Below are 16047 nucleotides of genomic sequence, written 5' to 3' on the forward strand. Positions count from 1 at the left end.
TCTTATCTAAGATGCGCCCTATTGGTGAAAAAACGACTCAAGTAATTCAGGCTTAGCGCCTTCATAGGTATTTTTATGCACAGTGAGTTGGACGCCTACGACCGCCGCATTCTGGCCCTGCTGCAAGAGGACGCCTCGCTTTCCAGCGCGCAGATCGCCGAGCAGGTGGGTCTCTCGCAATCGCCATGCTGGCGGCGTATTCAACGGCTTAAAGAGGAGGGCGTGATTCGCGGGCAGGTCACGCTGCTGGACCGCAAGAAGATCGGCCTCAACACGCAGATTTTTGCCGAGGTCAAACTCAATGCTCACGGACGGTCCAACTTCACCGAATTCACCGAAGCGATTCGCGGGTTTCCGGAAGTCCTGGAGTGCTATGTGCTGATGGGGGCGGTGGATTTTCTGCTGCGCATCGTTACCTCTGACATCGAGGCGTATGAGCGGTTTTTCTTCGAGAAGCTGTCGATGGTACCGGGGATTCAGGAGGTGAACTCGATTGTGGCCCTGTCGGAGATCAAGTCCACCACCAGCCTGCCAGTGTTGCGCTGACTGCGGGAGCGGACAAGCCCGCTCCCACATTTGACCGAGTTGCCTGGTATTACAGACGCAGCAACGTCTTCCATGCACGGTTCTGATACACCGCAATCGCCTGATGCATACGCGCATCCAGCGACTCGTCGGTAATCGGCTGATTAGCCAGTACCGCCAGCTTGTTCAGCTCGCCGTACAAACGGTCCAGTTCCGGAATGTCCACCACCTGACGCGCGTGGTGCAGCCAGGCCTGGATGCGTTCAATGCGCGGCAGTTGCTCGGCCAGGTCTTCCGGTTGTTGCTGGTAACGTTGCAGTTGCAGGGCAACGGCGTCGTCAGCCAGCAGGCGCGGCAGCCAGTTGGTGATTTGCGCAGCGCCCTGGCGGTTGCCACGCACGTTGCGGTCGGCGGTCCAGGTGCGGGCCAGCAGCCAGCGCGAGGTGTTCAGCGAGAACAAGCCCCAGCGCACGTCTTGCAGTTCTTCAACAAACTGTTCAGGTGCGGCTTTGCGGATGTCTTCATCGTCGTCACCGGCCTGCACCAGTGGGCGCCAGTCTTCCAGCAATGCATCGAGTGCGCTGCGCAGCTCGCTGGTGGATTGACGCGGGGCGGCCTGGCCGAGGCTGCCGATCAGCGCGCGCAGTTCACCGAGGTTTTCGACCCAGTCCTGCAGCAAGCGCCAGTGGCCATTGAAGCGATATTGCTCGGCCAGGCGCTGGCTGCTGCCCAACAGGTGCCACATGATCGCGGCGAAGGCGTCGTCCAGCGGCATTTCGGCGTGGATCTGCGGCGCAGGCAGGCTCAGCGAGTAGCTGCTGGCGTCATACAGACGGTAGCCGCGCTCGGCCTTGCTGATATCGCACGGCATCAGCGCCAGGGTGGCGGCCAGTTCGGCGGCCAGTTCCAGCAGGGCGGCCGGTTCACCTTCGCGCAGCTCCAGTTCCAGCTCGCAGATTTCTTCTTTCTGCTTGCCGACCACGACGTGGCCCAGGTCCAGAGCGGCTTCGATCACGACCTTGGCCTTGCCACGGCCCCAGGCGATTTCGGCGCGTTCACGCACGAAGTCGGTGGTGAAAATCGGTTTGAGGGTCTTTTTGTCCAACTCGGCCAGTTGCTCGGGCCAGCATTCGCCGTCGAGTTTCTTCACGTCGAGCTTGGCTTTGGGCAGGTCCCAGTTGTACTCGTTGCGTTCCGACAAGCCAGCGACGCTTTGGCCACGGGTCTTGAGGGTCTGGATGATTTCGTCACCGTCCTTGCGCAAACGCAGGGCGACTTTGGCCTGAGCCAGGTCGCGCTCGGGGGTGTCGAAGTATTGGTTCATCAACTCACGGCGTTCCCAGCCACTTTTGTTGCGTTTTTTCAGTAGCGGGTGCTCACGCAGCGCGGCGAGTGTTTCGCGGCTGACGCGGAGCTTGATTTCGGTTTCTTTCTGCATGGCCGGAAAATCCAGGATCGGGAGCGCAGCCGGGGAAAAGAGTGGCTGCCAAGGTCGTGCAGTGTACAGGACTGAGCCCGGCAACGCGCCGCAACGGTTTATTGTGGCGTGCAGATGGTTCTATAGTGGGGCTCATCCGGGAAGTTGAGAGGCCGCGCATGCCGTTACCGTCCATGAAAGAGCAATTCGCCGCATTGATTGCCGCGCCGTCGGTCAGTTGCACCCAAGCGTCTCTCGACCAGACCAACCGCCCGGTGATCGACCTGCTCGCCGGGTGGCTGGGCGATCTGGGTTTTGCCATCGACATCCAGCAAGTCAGCCCGGGCAAGTTCAACCTGCTCGCCAGCTTCGGCAGTGGCCCTGGAGGTCTGGTGCTGGCCGGGCATAGCGATACCGTTCCCTACGACGCCGCGCAGTGGAAGACCGATCCGCTCAAGTTGACGGAAGTTGACGGCCGTTGGGTAGGACTGGGCAGCTGCGACATGAAAGGCTTTTTTGCGCTGATCATCGAAGCCGTGCTGCCGTTGCTGGACCAGCCGTTCAAACAACCGCTGCTGATCCTCGCCACGTGCGATGAAGAAAGCTCGATGTCCGGCGCCCGCGCACTGGCCGAGGCCGGGCGCCCGTTGGGCCGCGCGGCGGTGATCGGCGAACCGACGGGCCTCAAGCCGATCCGCCTGCACAAAGGCGTGATGATGGAGCGCATCGACATCCTTGGGCAAAGCGGCCATTCGTCGGACCCAAGCCTGGGCCACAGTGCTCTGGAAGCGATGCACGATGCCATTGGTGAACTGCGCGGCCTGCGCCTGGCCTGGCAGCGCGAGTACCGCAACCCGCAATTCAGCGTGCCGCAACCGACCATGAACTTCGGTTGTATCCACGGCGGCGACAACCCCAACCGTATCTGTGGCCAATGTTCCCTGGAGTTCGACCTGCGGCCCCTGCCGGGCATGGACCCCAAGGTGCTGCGCGACGCTATCCGGCAAAAGCTCGAACCCCTGGCCGAGCGCCATAAAGTCAAGATCGACTACGCGCCGTTGTTTCCCGAAGTGCCGCCGTTCGAGCAGGCCGAAGACGCCGAGCTGGTGCGGGTGGCGGAACGATTGACCGGTCATCGTGCCGAAGCAGTAGCGTTCGGCACCGAAGCGCCTTATCTTCAGCGCCTTGGTTGTGAAACTCTGGTGCTTGGCCCTGGCGATATTGCCTGCGCCCACCAGCCGGGCGAGTACCTCGAAATGTCACGCTTGACGCCTACAGTGCGTCTATTGCGGGAACTGATCGACCATTACTGCCTGAAACCTGCATAAATTAACCCCTGCCCATTCGTACATAAGGAGAGCGAGCGTGTCGCCAAGCCTGTTCCGACGATAACCATCAGCCCGCTGTGCGCTTTTATGTTTCATCCTTTTTTGGCTGCTTTTTATTACAGGCCCAGGTTTTATGCCCGAATACGTCAATTGGCTTCGTCACGCTTCGCCTTACATCAACGCTCACCGCGACTGCACCTTTGTGGTCATGCTGCCCGGTGATGGTGTGGAACACCCCAACTTCGGCAACATCGTCCACGACCTGGTGCTGCTCCATAGCCTGGGCGTGCGGTTGGTATTGGTTCACGGGTCGCGCCCACAAATCGAAGCGCGCCTTGAAGCGCGTGGCCTCACCCCGGCTTACCACGAAGGCCTGCGCATCACGGATGCCGCGACGCTGGAGTGCGTGATCGACGCGGTCGGCCACCTGCGCATTGCTATCGAAGCACGCCTGTCGATGGACATGGCCTCCTCGCCGATGCAGGGCTCGCGCCTGCGCGTCGCCAGCGGCAACCTGGTTACGGCACGGCCGATCGGAGTGCTTGAAGGCGTGGATTACCACCACACCGGCGAAGTGCGCCGGGTCGACCGCAAGGGCATCAACCGCCTGCTGGACGAGCGCTCCATCGTGCTGCTGTCGCCGTTGGGTTACTCGCCGACCGGCGAAATCTTCAACCTGGCCTGCGAAGACGTCGCCACCCGCGCCGCCATCGACCTGGGCGCCGACAAGCTGCTGCTGTTTGGCGCCGATCTGGGCCTGATCGACGAACATGGTCGCCTGGTCCGCGAGCTGCGTCCGCAGCAAGTGCCGGCGCACCTGCAGCGCCTGGGCAGCAACTATCAAGCTGAACTGTTGGACGCCGCCGCCGAAGCGTGCCGGGGCGGAGTAGGGCGCAGCCATATCGTCAGCTACGCCGAAGATGGCGCGTTGCTCACCGAGCTGTTCACCCGGGACGGCGGCGGTACGCTGGTGGCCCAGGAGCAATTCGAACAGGTGCGCGAGGCGGCGATTGAGGATGTGGGCGGTTTGCTCGACCTGATCAGCCCGCTGGAAGAGCAGGGCATTCTGGTGCGGCGTTCGCGGGAAGTGCTGGAGCGTGAGATCGAGCAGTTCAGCGTGGTTGAGCGCGAAGGCATGATCATCGCCTGTGCGGCGCTGTATCAGATCGCGGATTCGGATGCAGGGGAGCTGGCGTGTCTGGCGGTCAACCCGGAGTATCGTCACGGCGCACGCGGCGACGTGTTGCTGGAGCGCATCGAGACCCGTGCGCGGGCGCAGGGTTTGAAGACGCTGTTTGTGCTCACCACGCGAACCGCACACTGGTTCCGGGAGCGCGGGTTTGTGCCGAGCAGCGTCGACCGCCTGCCGTCAGCGCGGGCGTCGCTGTACAACTATCAGCGTAACTCGAAGATTTTCGAGAAGGCTCTGTAAGCCTGATCTTCCTGCCTGATAAAGAGCTGGCTCATGTGGGAGCTGGCTTGCCTGCGATGCAGACGACTCGGTTTTTCAGATAAACCGAGGTGATGCTATCGCAGGCAAGCCAGCTCCCACATTTGATTACCTTATTGGCTGATGAATTTATCGGTCACAAAGGCCGAATAGTCCGGCAACACCGTCTCAACCTTCCCCTGTTCCTTCAAAAACTTCGCCGTTTCCCCAATCGCTTTCGCCGTGCCCCCTTTAAGCAGGGCATCGGTTTGTTGCGCCTGGGCGTCCGGGAAGGTGCTGCCGGCCAACAGCTCAGGAATATCGGCCGCATTTGAACCTGTCAGTTTGGCGATTTTCTGCACCGGCTCCGAATCCACTGTCCAGCCGTCTTTATGGGCGGCGTAGTCGGCGAATGCATCCAGCGTGACCTTGGCAAACTTGGCCACTGCATCAGGATGTTTTTCCGCGAAATCCTTGCGCGCTACCCACACCTCAAACGTCGGCGCCCCCCACTGGCCCACCTGGGCTGCGTCTGTCAGGGTTTTTCCGGTCTTGCGGATTTCTCCCAGCGCCGGTGACCACACGAACGCGCCGTCGATATCGCCACGTTTCCACGCGGCCGCAATTTCCGCGGGCTGCAGGTTCACTACTTTGACTTGTTTGGTGTCCAGCCCCCAATGTTTCAGCGCGCCGAGCAGGCTGTAATGAGAGGTTGAGACGAAGGGCGTAGCGATGGTTTTACCGATCAGGTCCTGCGGTTTGTCGATGCCACTGCCATTGCGCACAACCAGGGCTTCAGAAGCATTGATCTGCGCCGATACGATAAAGGCCACGATGGGTAGATTGCGTGAAGCCGCCGCTGCGAGGGGGCTGGAACCGAGGTTGCCGATTTGCACATCGCCAGACGCAATCGCGGTTACAACGTCGGGCCCACTGTTGAAACGGCGCCAGGCAATCTTCTCGCCGAGGGCTTTTTCGTAGAGGCCGTCGGCCTGTGGGACTTTGCTGGGGTCGATGCCGGTTTGGTAGCCGATGGTTAAATCGGCCGCTTTGACACCAAAAGAAAGTATTAGTGACACAAAAACTGTAACAAATTGACGGGAGGATGTGCCTTTGGCCATGATGGCGTCGCCTTTTTGATCGTGGGTGACGTATGCAACAGTACGGCCACACTAATCGATCTAAAAAAAGGCTGGTAAATACCCTTTAGGAATTAGCTTATGGAGCGGTTGGTCTACGCTGATCGGCTCGCCTCATGGAAAGGCTTATTCCTGGATCGTATGAAAAAGAATGAAACAATTCTTTTTGGGTGTATGAAAAACTCATTACCCTGCAGGGACCAAATTAACTGCGGTTAGACGAAGGTAGTAGACATACAAAGTTACGATTGACTTGGTAGTCACTATCTGGCGCTAATCGCGCATCTGTGGATCCGGGGCGTCAGACCCAGGACCTAAGAAATACAAAAATTAGAAATGAGAGGAGCGGTACATGAAGAAGTCAACATTGGCGTTGGCCGTGGCTGTCGCTGCGATTGCCCAACAGGCAAACTCCGCCGGTTTCATCGATGACAGCAAAGTAACACTGGGTCTGCGTAACTTTTACATCAACACCGACAACCGTGATTTGAAGCCTTCGGCGACCTCGAACACCCGCAGCAAGAACGCTGAATGGGGCCAAGGTTTTGACCTGCGTTTCATCTCCGGCTTCACCGAAGGGACCGTTGGTTTCGGTCTTGATGCTATCGGCCTGTACGGCGTACGTCTGGATTCCAGCCGTGCCGATCACGGTAACTACACGGGCACCGCGTCTGGCGGCACTGTGTTCCCAAGCGATGGCAACAAAGCGGTCAACGATTTCGCCAGCCTGGGTGTGACCGGTAAGGTCAAGGTTTCCCAGACCGTGCTGAAAATCGGCACCCTGCAGCCAAACAACCCGGTTATCAAAACCAACGACGGTCGTCTGCTGCCGCAAACGTTCCAAGGTGGCGAGATCTCCTCGAACGAGATCAAGGACCTGACCCTGACTGCCGGTCAGATCGAGCACTCCAAGGGCCGTAACTCCAGCAACAACGAAGGCCTGTCGCTGGCGGGTGCCAACGGTAGCTCGAACTATGACGCTGGCAACTTCGTCAACAAGTTCTACTACGCCGGTGCTGACTACAAAATCACCAAAGATCTGACCGCTTCGTACTACTACGGCGAGCTGAAAGACTTCTACGCGCAGAACTTCCTGGGCTTGGTCCACAACTGGGCTATCGGTCCTGGCGTGTTGAAAAGTGACCTGCGTTACTACCGCAGCCGCGACAACGGCGCCAACGGCAACGAAGCGGGCTACTACACTTCGGGTTACTACTCGGATCACCCGACCAACGCCACCAAGGTTAAAGGCAAGGTCGACAACGATCTGTACAGCTACCTGGCGTTGTACTCGGTTGCCGGTCACACCTTCGGTGGTGGCTACCAGTACACCAAGGGCGACAGCGACTTCCCTTGGCTGAACCAAGGTGATGGCTCTTCGAACAGCACCACCACCGACATGCAAATCCAGAAGTTCGCCCGTGCTGGCGAACGCACCTGGCAAGCTCGCTACGCGTATGACTTCGCCAAGGTTGGCCTGCCAGGCCTGACTGCTGGTGTTGTCTACCTCAAAGGCAGCAACATCCAGACCACCGCCGGTGATAAAACCGAGTGGGAACGCGACCTGACTCTGGCTTACGTTGTTCCAGAAGGCCCGCTGAAAAACCTCGGCGTCGCCTGGAAAAACGCTATGTGGCGTACCGACCTGGTTAACACCCGTGCCCAGGACGAAAACCGCGTAATCGTTAGCTACAGCTACGCGTTCAAGTAAGAGCGTAAAACCTTGCCCGGCGCAACGCCGGGCAGGGTGCTTTACTTTCAAGTCGGGCTCAACCCCCGCAAGCCCTTCCTGAATCCCTTCTTTGTACAGCGTCTCAAGGCCTTCTCGAACCTTGTGATGGATGTTGATCCTCGGTCTTTCCCGCGTCCAATGAATTGATTTTTAATATTCGTTTATCGTCTAAATAAATCGATATTTATTCTTTTTAAATAATCTTCAACCCATGCACAGTGGGCTCCATAAGCACTCACCAGGAGCCACACCATGAGCCTAAGACTGGGCGACATCGCCCCCGACTTCGAACAGGATTCCAGCGCCGGCAAGATTCGTTTCCACGAATGGTTGGGCGATAGCTGGGGCGTGCTGTTTTCCCATCCGGCGGACTTCACCCCGGTGTGCACCACCGAGCTTGGCTTTACCGCCAAGCTCAAGGACGAATTCGCCAAGCGCGGCGTCAAGGCCATTGCCCTGTCGGTCGACCCGGTGGACTCGCACCACAAATGGATCGAAGACATCAACGAAACCCAGAACACGGTCGTCAACTTCCCGATCCTCGCCGACGCCGATCGCAAAGTCTCGGACCTGTATGACCTGATCCACCCGAACGCCAGTGACACCCTCACCGTGCGCTCCTTGTTCGTGATCGACCCGAACAAGAAGATCCGCCTGACGATTACCTACCCGGCCAGCACCGGCCGCAACTTCCACGAAATCCTCCGGGTCATCGACTCGCTGCAGCTGACCGACAACCACAAGGTGGCCACGCCCGCCAACTGGCAGGACGGTGATGAGGTGGTGATCGTGCCGTCGCTCAAGGATGAGGAAGAGATCAAGAAGCGCTTTCCCAAAGGCTATCGCGCCGTGAAGCCGTACCTGCGCCTTACCCCACAGCCCAACCGTTAAGACTGGCACCGCCATCGCGGGCAAGCCCGGCTCCCACAGTTGACCGCATTCCTCTGTGGGAGCCGGGCTTGCCCGCGATGGCGCCGGTACATGCACCACCGAATTCAAGTTAAAGCCGAATCACATAGCAGGGGTTTTCAGGCCGTTTCGACGGCCTTTTTTTTCGCCCCAGGATTATAAAGTGCATATGCATTTATAGAATAAACAAATGAAAAAATAAGATTTATAGATATATAAATCACCTGATATGGTCTGTCCCATCTTGGCGGCATCGCCACACAGCGAACCGCCGACACTTGCTCAAGGAATACCTGCATGCTGGTCGTAACACTTGGAGGCAGTCCCAGCCAGCGTTCCCGCTCCGGGGTCTTGCTGGAAAAAACCCGTCAGTGGCTGCAAGACAAAGGCGTGGAAGTGGTGAGTTATCAGATACGGGACTTCCCGGCCGAAGACTTGCTGCATGCGCGCTTCGACAGCCCAAAGGTCATCGACCTGCTGCAACAGGTCGCCAACGCCGACGGCCTGGTCATTGCCACGCCGGTGTACAAAGCCTCGTTCTCCGGCGCGCTGAAAACCGTGCTGGATCTGCTGCCCGAACGCGCCCTGGCGCACAAGATCGTATTGCCCATGGCCACGGGCGGCAGCATCGCGCACATGCTGGCGGTGGACTACGCACTGAAGCCCGTGCTGTCGGCCCTCAAGGCCCAGGAATTGCTCCACGGCATTTTTGCCGAGGACAGCCAGATCGCTTATGCCGAAGGCAGCGCCCAGGCGCAGCTGGTGCCCGTGCTTGAACAGCGTTTGCACGAGGCCCTGGAGACGTTCTATAGCGCCATGGCCCGTCGCCCGAAACCGCTGGACCCCAATGTGTTGAATGAACGTTTGTTGAGTGCTCGCTGGAGCATTTAAGCCTCACCGGATTTTGTAGTACTCACCTTACTCAGCCGCCAACGGCCAAGCAGGTGCAGCCAACCCCCTCATCGCATTTTTGGAGAGAGCGCCATGCGCACTGTCATCTTGCGTCGTGGTCTGGTCGCACTGTTTGTTGCGGCTGTGTCCTTCGGCGCCATGGTTCAAGCCCAAGCCGCCGAAACCCTGCGGATCGGCTATCAGAAGTACGGCACGCTGGTGCTGCTCAAAGCCAAGGGCACTCTGGAAAAACGCCTGGCCGCCCAAGGCGTGCAGGTGCAATGGACTGAATTCCCCGGTGGCCCGCAACTGCTCGAAGGCCTGAACGTCGGCTCCATCGACTTCGGCGTTACCGGCGAAACCCCGCCGGTCTTCGCCCAGGCGGCCGGTGCCGATCTGCTCTATGTAGCTTACGAGCCGCCGGCGCCGACCAGCGAAGCGATCCTGGTGCCGAAAGACTCGCCGATCAGATCCGTGGCCGAGCTCAAGGGCAAGAAAATCGTGCTCAATAAAGGCTCCAACGTGCACTACCTGCTGGTGCGTGCGCTGGAAGATGCCGGCCTGAAATACACCGACGTGCAGACCGTGTTCCTGCCGCCCGCCGATGCCCGCGCCGCGTTCGAGCGTGGCAGCGTCGACGCCTGGGTGATCTGGGACCCGTACCAGGCTGCCGCCGAGAAACAACTGCAGGCACGCACCCTGCGTGACGGCACCGGCATCGCCGACAACCACCAGTTCTACCTGGCCACCAAGCCGTACGCCACGCAGCACCCTGAAGTGATCAAGGCGTTGGTGGAAGAAGTGCGCGCAGTGGGCGAATGGTCCAAGGCCAACCCGCAGGAAGTCACCGAACAAGTCGCGCCGCTGCTTGGCCTGCCGGCTGACATCACCCTGACCTCGGTGAAGCGCCAGGGCTACGGCGCGCTGTTCCTGACCCCGGACGTGGTCGCCGCCCAGCAGAAAATCGCCGACAGCTTCTACCAGCTCAAACTGATCCCCAAACCCTTGAACATCAAGGACGTGATCTGGACGCCACCCGCCGCCGTTGCCACAGCGCCGTAATCCGATTTCTTCAGGAGACAACTCCATGAGCCTCAATATTTTCTGGTTCCTGCCTACCCACGGCGACGGCCGTTACCTTGGCACCGCCGAAGGCGCTCGCGCCGTCGATCATGGTTATCTGCAGCAAGTGGCCCAGGCCGCTGACCGGCTGGGTTTTGGCGGTGTGCTGATTCCCACCGGCCGCTCCTGCGAAGACTCGTGGCTGGTGGCCGCCTCGCTGATCCCGGTGACTCAGCGTTTGAAATTCCTTGTCGCACTGCGCCCCGGGATCATTTCCCCGACGGTGGCTGCACGTCAGGCCGCGACCCTGGATCGCCTGTCCGGCGGTCGTGCGCTGTTCAACCTGGTCACCGGCGGTGATCCGGAAGAACTGGCCGGCGACGGCTTGTTCCTCAGCCACGAAGAGCGCTACCAGGCCTCGGTGGAATTCACGCGCATCTGGCGCCGCGTGCTCGAAGGCGAAACCGTGGACTACGACGGCGAGCACATCAGGGTCAAAGGTGCCAAATTGCTCTACCCGCCGATCCAGCAACCGCGTCCGCCGCTGTACTTCGGCGGTTCTTCCGAAGCGGCCCAGGACTTGGCAGCCGAACAGGTTGAAATGGTCCTGACCTGGGGCGAACCACCGGCGGCGGTCGCGGAAAAAATCGAACAGGTGCGCGCCAAGGCCGCGAAGCTCGGGCGCACCGTGCGCTTTGGCATTCGCCTGCATGTGATCGTGCGCGAGACCAACGACGAAGCATGGAAAGCCGCGGACAAACTGATCTCCCATGTGGATGACGAGACCATCGCCCGTGCCCAGGCTTCTCTCGCACGCTTCGACTCCGTGGGCCAGCAGCGCATGGCCGCCTTGCACGGCGGCAACCGCGACAACCTCGAAGTCAGCCCCAACCTGTGGGCCGGCGTTGGCCTGGTACGCGGCGGCGCAGGCACCGCGCTGGTGGGCGATGGTCCGACCGTCGCGGCACGCGTCAATGAATACGCTGCGTTGGGCATCGACACGTTCATCTTCTCCGGTTATCCACACCTGGAAGAGTCGTATCGGGTTGCCGAACTGCTGTTCCCGCACTTGGATATCGAACGTCCCGAGCTGCCGAAAAGCGCCGGTTACGTCAGCCCGTTCGGCGAGATGGTCGCCAACGACATCCTTCCCAAAGCGGCGTCGCAGAGCTGAGGCGTAGTCATGAACTATGAAAAATTAAGCCATCGTGTCGCGCCTTGGGTGCTGCCGATTCTGTTGCTGGCGGTGTGGCAGCTGTCGGTATCGGCGGGCTGGTTGTCGACGCGCATTCTGCCGGCGCCGAGCGCTGTGATCGAAGCCGGGGTCAACCTGGTGCGCACCGGTGAAATCTGGAAACACCTGGCCATCAGCGGCTGGCGTGCCGGCCTGGGTTTTGTGATCGGTGGCAGCATCGGTCTGGCCCTGGGCTTTATCACCGGCCTGTCGAAATGGGGCGAGCGCCTGCTGGACAGCTCGGTGCAGATGATCCGCAACGTGCCGCACCTGGCGCTGATTCCGCTGGTGATCCTGTGGTTCGGCATTGACGAGACCGCGAAGATTTTCCTGGTCGCCCTCGGCACGCTGTTCCCGATTTACCTGAACACCTATCACGGCATCCGCAACGTCGACCCGGCGCTGGTGGAAATGTCGCGCAGCTACGGCTTGTCCGGCTTCAGCCTGTTCCGTCAGGTGATCCTGCCGGGCGCGCTGCCGTCGATCCTGGTGGGCGTGCGCTTCGCCCTGGGCTTTATGTGGTTGACGCTGATCGTGGCGGAAACCATCTCGGCCAGCTCCGGCATCGGTTACCTGGCGATGAATGCGCGTGAATTTCTGCAAACCGACGTGGTGGTGTTGGCCATCGTCATGTACGCCATCCTCGGCAAGCTGGCCGACCTGGCCGCGCGTGGCCTGGAGCGTGTGTGGCTGCGCTGGCACCCGGCCTATCAAGTGAATAAAGGAGGTGCGGCATGACGGCTCAACAACCTCCGCGCCTGCTCAAGGGCATCCCGCTGGCGGTGCGCAAATTGCGCAAGGCCTTTGGTGCGCGGGAAGTACTTAAAGAGATTGATCTGCACATTCCCGCTGGCCAGTTCGTGGCGGTGGTGGGGCGCAGCGGCTGCGGCAAAAGTACCTTGCTGCGCTTGCTGGCTGGCCTGGACAAAGGCAGCGGCGGTGAGCTGCTGGCGGGCTCCGCGCCACTCGGCGATGCAATTGAAGACACGCGGTTGATGTTCCAGGAAGCGCGCCTGCTGCCGTGGAAAAAAATCATCGACAACGTGGGTCTGGGTCTGAAGGGCAACTGGCGTCCCAAGGCGCTTGAAGCGCTGGAAGCGGTTGGCCTGGCCGAGCGTGCCAACGAGTGGCCGGCGGCCTTGTCCGGTGGCCAGAAGCAGCGTGTGGCGCTGGCCCGCGCGTTGATTCACCAGCCGCGCCTGCTGCTGCTGGATGAGCCGCTGGGTGCGCTGGATGCCCTGACCCGTATCGAGATGCAGCAACTGATCGAAAACCTGTGGCAGAAGCACGGCTTCACCGTGTTGCTGGTGACCCACGACGTCAGTGAAGCCGTGGCGATTGCCGACCGGGTGATTCTGATCGAGGACGGCGAGATCGGTCTCGACCTGATCGTCGACCTGCCGCGCCCACGCGCCCGGGGCTCACATCGCCTGGCGGCGCTGGAAGCCGAAGTGCTCAACCGTGTGCTGTCGTTGCCCGGCACGCCGCCGGAGCCCGAACCTGTTTCACCGCTGCCTACGCAATTGCGTTGGGCCCAATAACTCATAGAGGAAAACCATCATGACTATCAAAGCCATCAACGTGCGTAACCAGTTCAAAGGCACCATCAAGGAAATCGTCGAAGGCGACGTGCTGTCGGAAATCGACGTGCAGACGGCGTCCGGCATCGTGACCTCCGTGATCACCACGCGCTCGGTCAAAGAGCTGGAGTTGGTGATTGGCAGCGAAGTGATTGCCTTTGTTAAGTCCACCGAGGTGTCGATCGCCAAGTTGTGATTGTCGTCGCTCTGGAGGCCGCCTTCGCGAGCAAGCCCGCTCCCACATTTGAATGCATTCCAGCGTTGGAACTCGGTCAAGTGTGGGAGCGGGCTTGCTCGCGAAGAGGCCGGCCCAGTCACCACGAGCTTTACCGCTTGGGTAAATACGCCGGCAAATAAAGCCCCACATACGCATCAAACACCCGCATTCCTTCCTCGGCCATGCGCGGCGTAATCTGTCCGTGCTGATGCACCGAGCGCGCGTAAACGCGGTCGCTCAGTTCCAGCGCCAGGGCAAACACATCCACATCGGTGGGCAACGTCGGCACTTCGAAGTGGCGATTGAACACCTCCAGCATCAAATCCCCCAATTCCAGATCATGCTGACGGTCCGCCTGGGTCACTTCGGTCAGCCCGTGCTGGGCCAGGATCAATTGGCGTGCGGCGGCATCACGGTCGTAGATGCTGAGCATGCGTTGCTCGACGATGCAGGACAGGTCACGCCAATGCTTGAGTAGCTCGTGCTCGATGGGCGCCTGGATCGCCGCCCGAAACGCCGCGTGCACATCGGCCGTCAGGGCTTCCAGCAACGCCGGCACGCTGGCAAAGAAGTGGTACACCGACGACGGTGGAATCTGCGCGCGCTCGGCCACGCTGTAGATCGACAGACTGGCCACGCCTTGGGTCGCCAGCAAGGTGCGGGCGGCGTCGAGGATCGCATCGATCCGGGCCTGGCTGCGGGCGCGGGGTTTGCGAGGAGCGGCGGGGCGGGTAGTCATGGAAGTCTCCTACAAGGCAGAGCGCATTGTACGCAGAGCCAGTGGATGATCCATACCTGGGATGAGGTGGGGGCTGGGGATCAGTCTTGTTGTGGCGAGCAGGCTTGCCCTGCGCTGGGCTGCGAAGCAGCCCCAATAGAAACGCCGAGTTCCTTCAGCAAGAACTCGGCGTCCGGTTTTAGGGCCGCTTCGCAGCCCAACGCAGGGCAAGCCTGCTCGCCACAGAAAGCTTGCCCACCGCATTGAATACCGCAACCGCTTACACGGTATGCAAGTACCAGTTGTACTCAAGGTCGGAGATGGAGTGTTCAAACTCCTCCAGCTCACTTTCCTTACAGGCAACGAAGATATCGATGTACTTAGGATCGATGTACTTGGCCATCACCTCGCTGTCGTCCAACTCGCGCAGGGCATCGCGCAGGTTGTTCGGCAGGCTTTGTTCGTTCTGCTCGTAGCTGTTGCCTTCCACGGGTGCGCTCGGTTCGATCTTGTTGGTCAGACCGTGGTGCACGCCTGCCAGGACCGAAGCCATCAGCAGGTAAGGGTTGGCGTCGGCGCCGGCCACGCGGTGTTCGATACGTACGGCATCGGACGAGCCGGTCGGTACGCGAATCGCCACGGTGCGGTTATCCAGGCCCCAGCACGGCGAGTTCGGCACGTAGAACTGTGCGCCGAAACGACGGTAGGAGTTGACGTTAGGGCACAGGAACGCCATTTGGGCGGGTAGGGTCTCGAGCACACCGCCGATCGCGTGACGCAATGCGGCGTTCTGCTCGGGATCCTCGCTGGCAAAGATGTTCTTGCCGTCCTTGTCCAGGATCGAAATGTGTACGTGTAAGCCGTTGCCTGCCTGGCCCGGGTAAGGCTTGGCCATGAAGGTGGTGTCCATCTCATGGTCGTAGGCGATGTTCTTGATCAGGCGCTTGAGCAGTACTGCGTAGTCGCAAGCCTTGATCGGGTCGGCCACGTGGTGCAGGTTCACTTCGAACTGCGCCGGGGCACTTTCCTTGACGATGGCGTCGGCAGGGATGCCTTGCTCTTTGGCCCCTTCCAGAATGTCCTGGAGGCAGTCGACGTATTCGTCGAGGTCGTCGATCAGGTAGACCTGTGTCGAGTGCGGGCGTTTGCCGGAGATCGGCGAGCGGGGCGGTTGGGGGCGGCCGTTCACGTTCTCCTGGTCGATCAGGTAGAACTCAAGCTCGAAGGCGGCGCAGATGGTCAGACCGAGGTCGTCGAATTTGCTGACAACTTGGCGGAGTACTTCGCGAGGATCGGCGAAGAAAGGTTCACCTTCAAGTTCGTGCATGGTCATCAGCAGTTGCGCGGTGGGGCGCTTTTGCCAGGGTTCATTGCACAGGGTGTCGGGGATCGGATAACAGATTCGGTCAGCATCACCGATGTCCAGACCCAGGCCGGTGCTTTCCACCGTCGAGCCGTTGATATCCAGGGCAAATAAAGAGGCAGGCAGGTTAATGCCCTTCTCGTAAACCTTGTGGAGGCTGGTGCGTTCGATGCGCTTGCCGCGCACCACACCATTCATATCCGCAATTAGAAGGTCTACGTACAGAACCTCAGGATGATCCTTAAGGAACGCGTTCGCTTCGTTAAGCTGAACGGCACGCGGGGGTACCGACATGATGCAACACCTTTGTTGTTAAAAATATCAATCATTGATCTTTTCTGGTTTCAGTCAACCCGAACGGCATGCCGAAGTCAAGCGAGGCCTTTTTTGCCCTAAAAAAGCGCCATGAGGCCTTTTTTGGGGCTTTTTGGGGCGGTTTTTTGGGTTTGGAGGGCTTGGGACTAGCAGGCTTGAGCGGGCCGTGTTGTATTTTTTACGGGGGT

The 16047-nt window shown here is 59.9% G+C and carries 15 protein-coding genes; 11 read left to right on the forward strand and 4 right to left on the reverse strand.

Translation table 11 applies throughout. The annotated features are described in order from the left end of the window. Positions 1-75: 75 nt before the first annotated feature. Entirely contained in the window at positions 76-546 is a 471-nt protein-coding gene (locus ACM530_RS11305) for an Lrp/AsnC family transcriptional regulator (protein WP_003195279.1), read from the forward strand. Positions 547-595: 49 nt separating this feature from the next. Here the strand turns inward: ACM530_RS11305 and ACM530_RS11310 are convergent, their stop codons facing one another. Next, positions 596-1963, reverse strand: a complete 1368-nt coding sequence (locus ACM530_RS11310) for an inorganic triphosphatase (protein WP_242199752.1) — start codon at positions 1961-1963, stop codon at positions 596-598. 158 nt (positions 1964-2121) lie between these two features. Between ACM530_RS11310 and argE the strand changes: the two genes are divergently transcribed. Together argE and argA are read left to right on the forward strand one after the other, a co-directional pair. Further along, positions 2122-3270, forward strand: coding sequence for an acetylornithine deacetylase (argE, locus tag ACM530_RS11315; RefSeq protein ID WP_416364783.1), 1149 nt, complete (start codon positions 2122-2124; stop codon positions 3268-3270). A gap of 133 nt (positions 3271-3403) precedes the next feature. Further along, a complete protein-coding gene (gene argA / locus ACM530_RS11320; protein ID WP_119737335.1) occupies positions 3404-4702 on the forward strand; it encodes an amino-acid N-acetyltransferase in 1299 nt (432 codons plus the stop codon). Between the two features lie 131 nt (positions 4703-4833). Here argA and tauA read toward each other — a convergent pair whose 3' ends face one another. Next, positions 4834-5820 carry a taurine ABC transporter substrate-binding protein gene (gene tauA / locus ACM530_RS11325; RefSeq protein ID WP_262207125.1) on the reverse strand — a complete coding sequence of 329 codons (987 nt, stop codon included), beginning with the start codon at positions 5818-5820 and terminating at the stop codon, positions 4834-4836. 370 nt (positions 5821-6190) lie between these two features. Between tauA and ACM530_RS11330 the strand changes: the two genes are divergently transcribed. The 8 genes from ACM530_RS11330 to ACM530_RS11365 all read left to right on the forward strand — a co-directional run bounded on the left by ACM530_RS11330 (position 6191) and on the right by ACM530_RS11365 (position 13442). Beyond that, positions 6191-7549, forward strand: coding sequence for an OprD family porin (locus tag ACM530_RS11330; protein WP_145157909.1), 1359 nt, complete (start codon positions 6191-6193; stop codon positions 7547-7549). A 273-nt stretch (positions 7550-7822) separates the two neighbouring features. Continuing rightward, positions 7823-8461: a peroxiredoxin gene (locus ACM530_RS11335; RefSeq protein ID WP_003195267.1), complete on the forward strand. Its 639-nt coding sequence runs from the start codon at positions 7823-7825 to the stop codon at positions 8459-8461. 315 nt (positions 8462-8776) lie between these two features. After that, positions 8777-9370: an NADPH-dependent FMN reductase gene (gene ssuE / locus ACM530_RS11340; protein ID WP_106575754.1), complete on the forward strand. Its 594-nt coding sequence runs from the start codon at positions 8777-8779 to the stop codon at positions 9368-9370. A 93-nt stretch (positions 9371-9463) separates the two neighbouring features. Further along, positions 9464-10432 (forward strand): sulfonate ABC transporter substrate-binding protein, encoded by a 969-nt coding sequence (locus tag ACM530_RS11345; protein WP_416364784.1) that lies wholly within the window; start codon positions 9464-9466, stop codon positions 10430-10432. Positions 10433-10457: 25 nt separating this feature from the next. Next, on the forward strand, positions 10458-11606 hold the full coding sequence (ssuD, locus tag ACM530_RS11350; protein WP_416364785.1) for an FMNH2-dependent alkanesulfonate monooxygenase: 1149 nt from the start codon (positions 10458-10460) through the stop codon (positions 11604-11606). 9 nt (positions 11607-11615) lie between these two features. Further along, positions 11616-12404, forward strand: a complete 789-nt coding sequence (gene ssuC / locus ACM530_RS11355) for an aliphatic sulfonate ABC transporter permease SsuC (protein WP_145157904.1) — start codon at positions 11616-11618, stop codon at positions 12402-12404. Then, positions 12401-13207, forward strand: coding sequence for an aliphatic sulfonates ABC transporter ATP-binding protein (ssuB, locus tag ACM530_RS11360; RefSeq protein ID WP_416364786.1), 807 nt, complete (start codon positions 12401-12403; stop codon positions 13205-13207). Before ssuC ends, ssuB begins: the two co-directional genes overlap by 4 nt. A gap of 19 nt (positions 13208-13226) precedes the next feature. Next, positions 13227-13442, forward strand: coding sequence for a TOBE domain-containing protein (locus ACM530_RS11365; protein ID WP_003213899.1), 216 nt, complete (start codon positions 13227-13229; stop codon positions 13440-13442). 130 nt (positions 13443-13572) lie between these two features. Here ACM530_RS11365 and ACM530_RS11370 read toward each other — a convergent pair whose 3' ends face one another. Beyond that, the gene (locus tag ACM530_RS11370; RefSeq protein WP_416364787.1) at positions 13573-14202 is read right to left on the reverse strand and encodes a TetR/AcrR family transcriptional regulator; all 630 of its coding nucleotides are present in this window, start codon (positions 14200-14202) and stop codon (positions 13573-13575) included. Between the two features lie 259 nt (positions 14203-14461). Continuing rightward, a complete protein-coding gene (locus tag ACM530_RS11375; RefSeq protein ID WP_145157896.1) occupies positions 14462-15838 on the reverse strand; it encodes a glutamine synthetase family protein in 1377 nt (458 codons plus the stop codon). Positions 15839-16047 lie beyond the last annotated feature (209 nt).

Source organism: Pseudomonas sp. NFX183, from assembly GCF_047943075.1.
Classification (GTDB): Bacteria; Pseudomonadota; Gammaproteobacteria; order Pseudomonadales; family Pseudomonadaceae; genus Aquipseudomonas.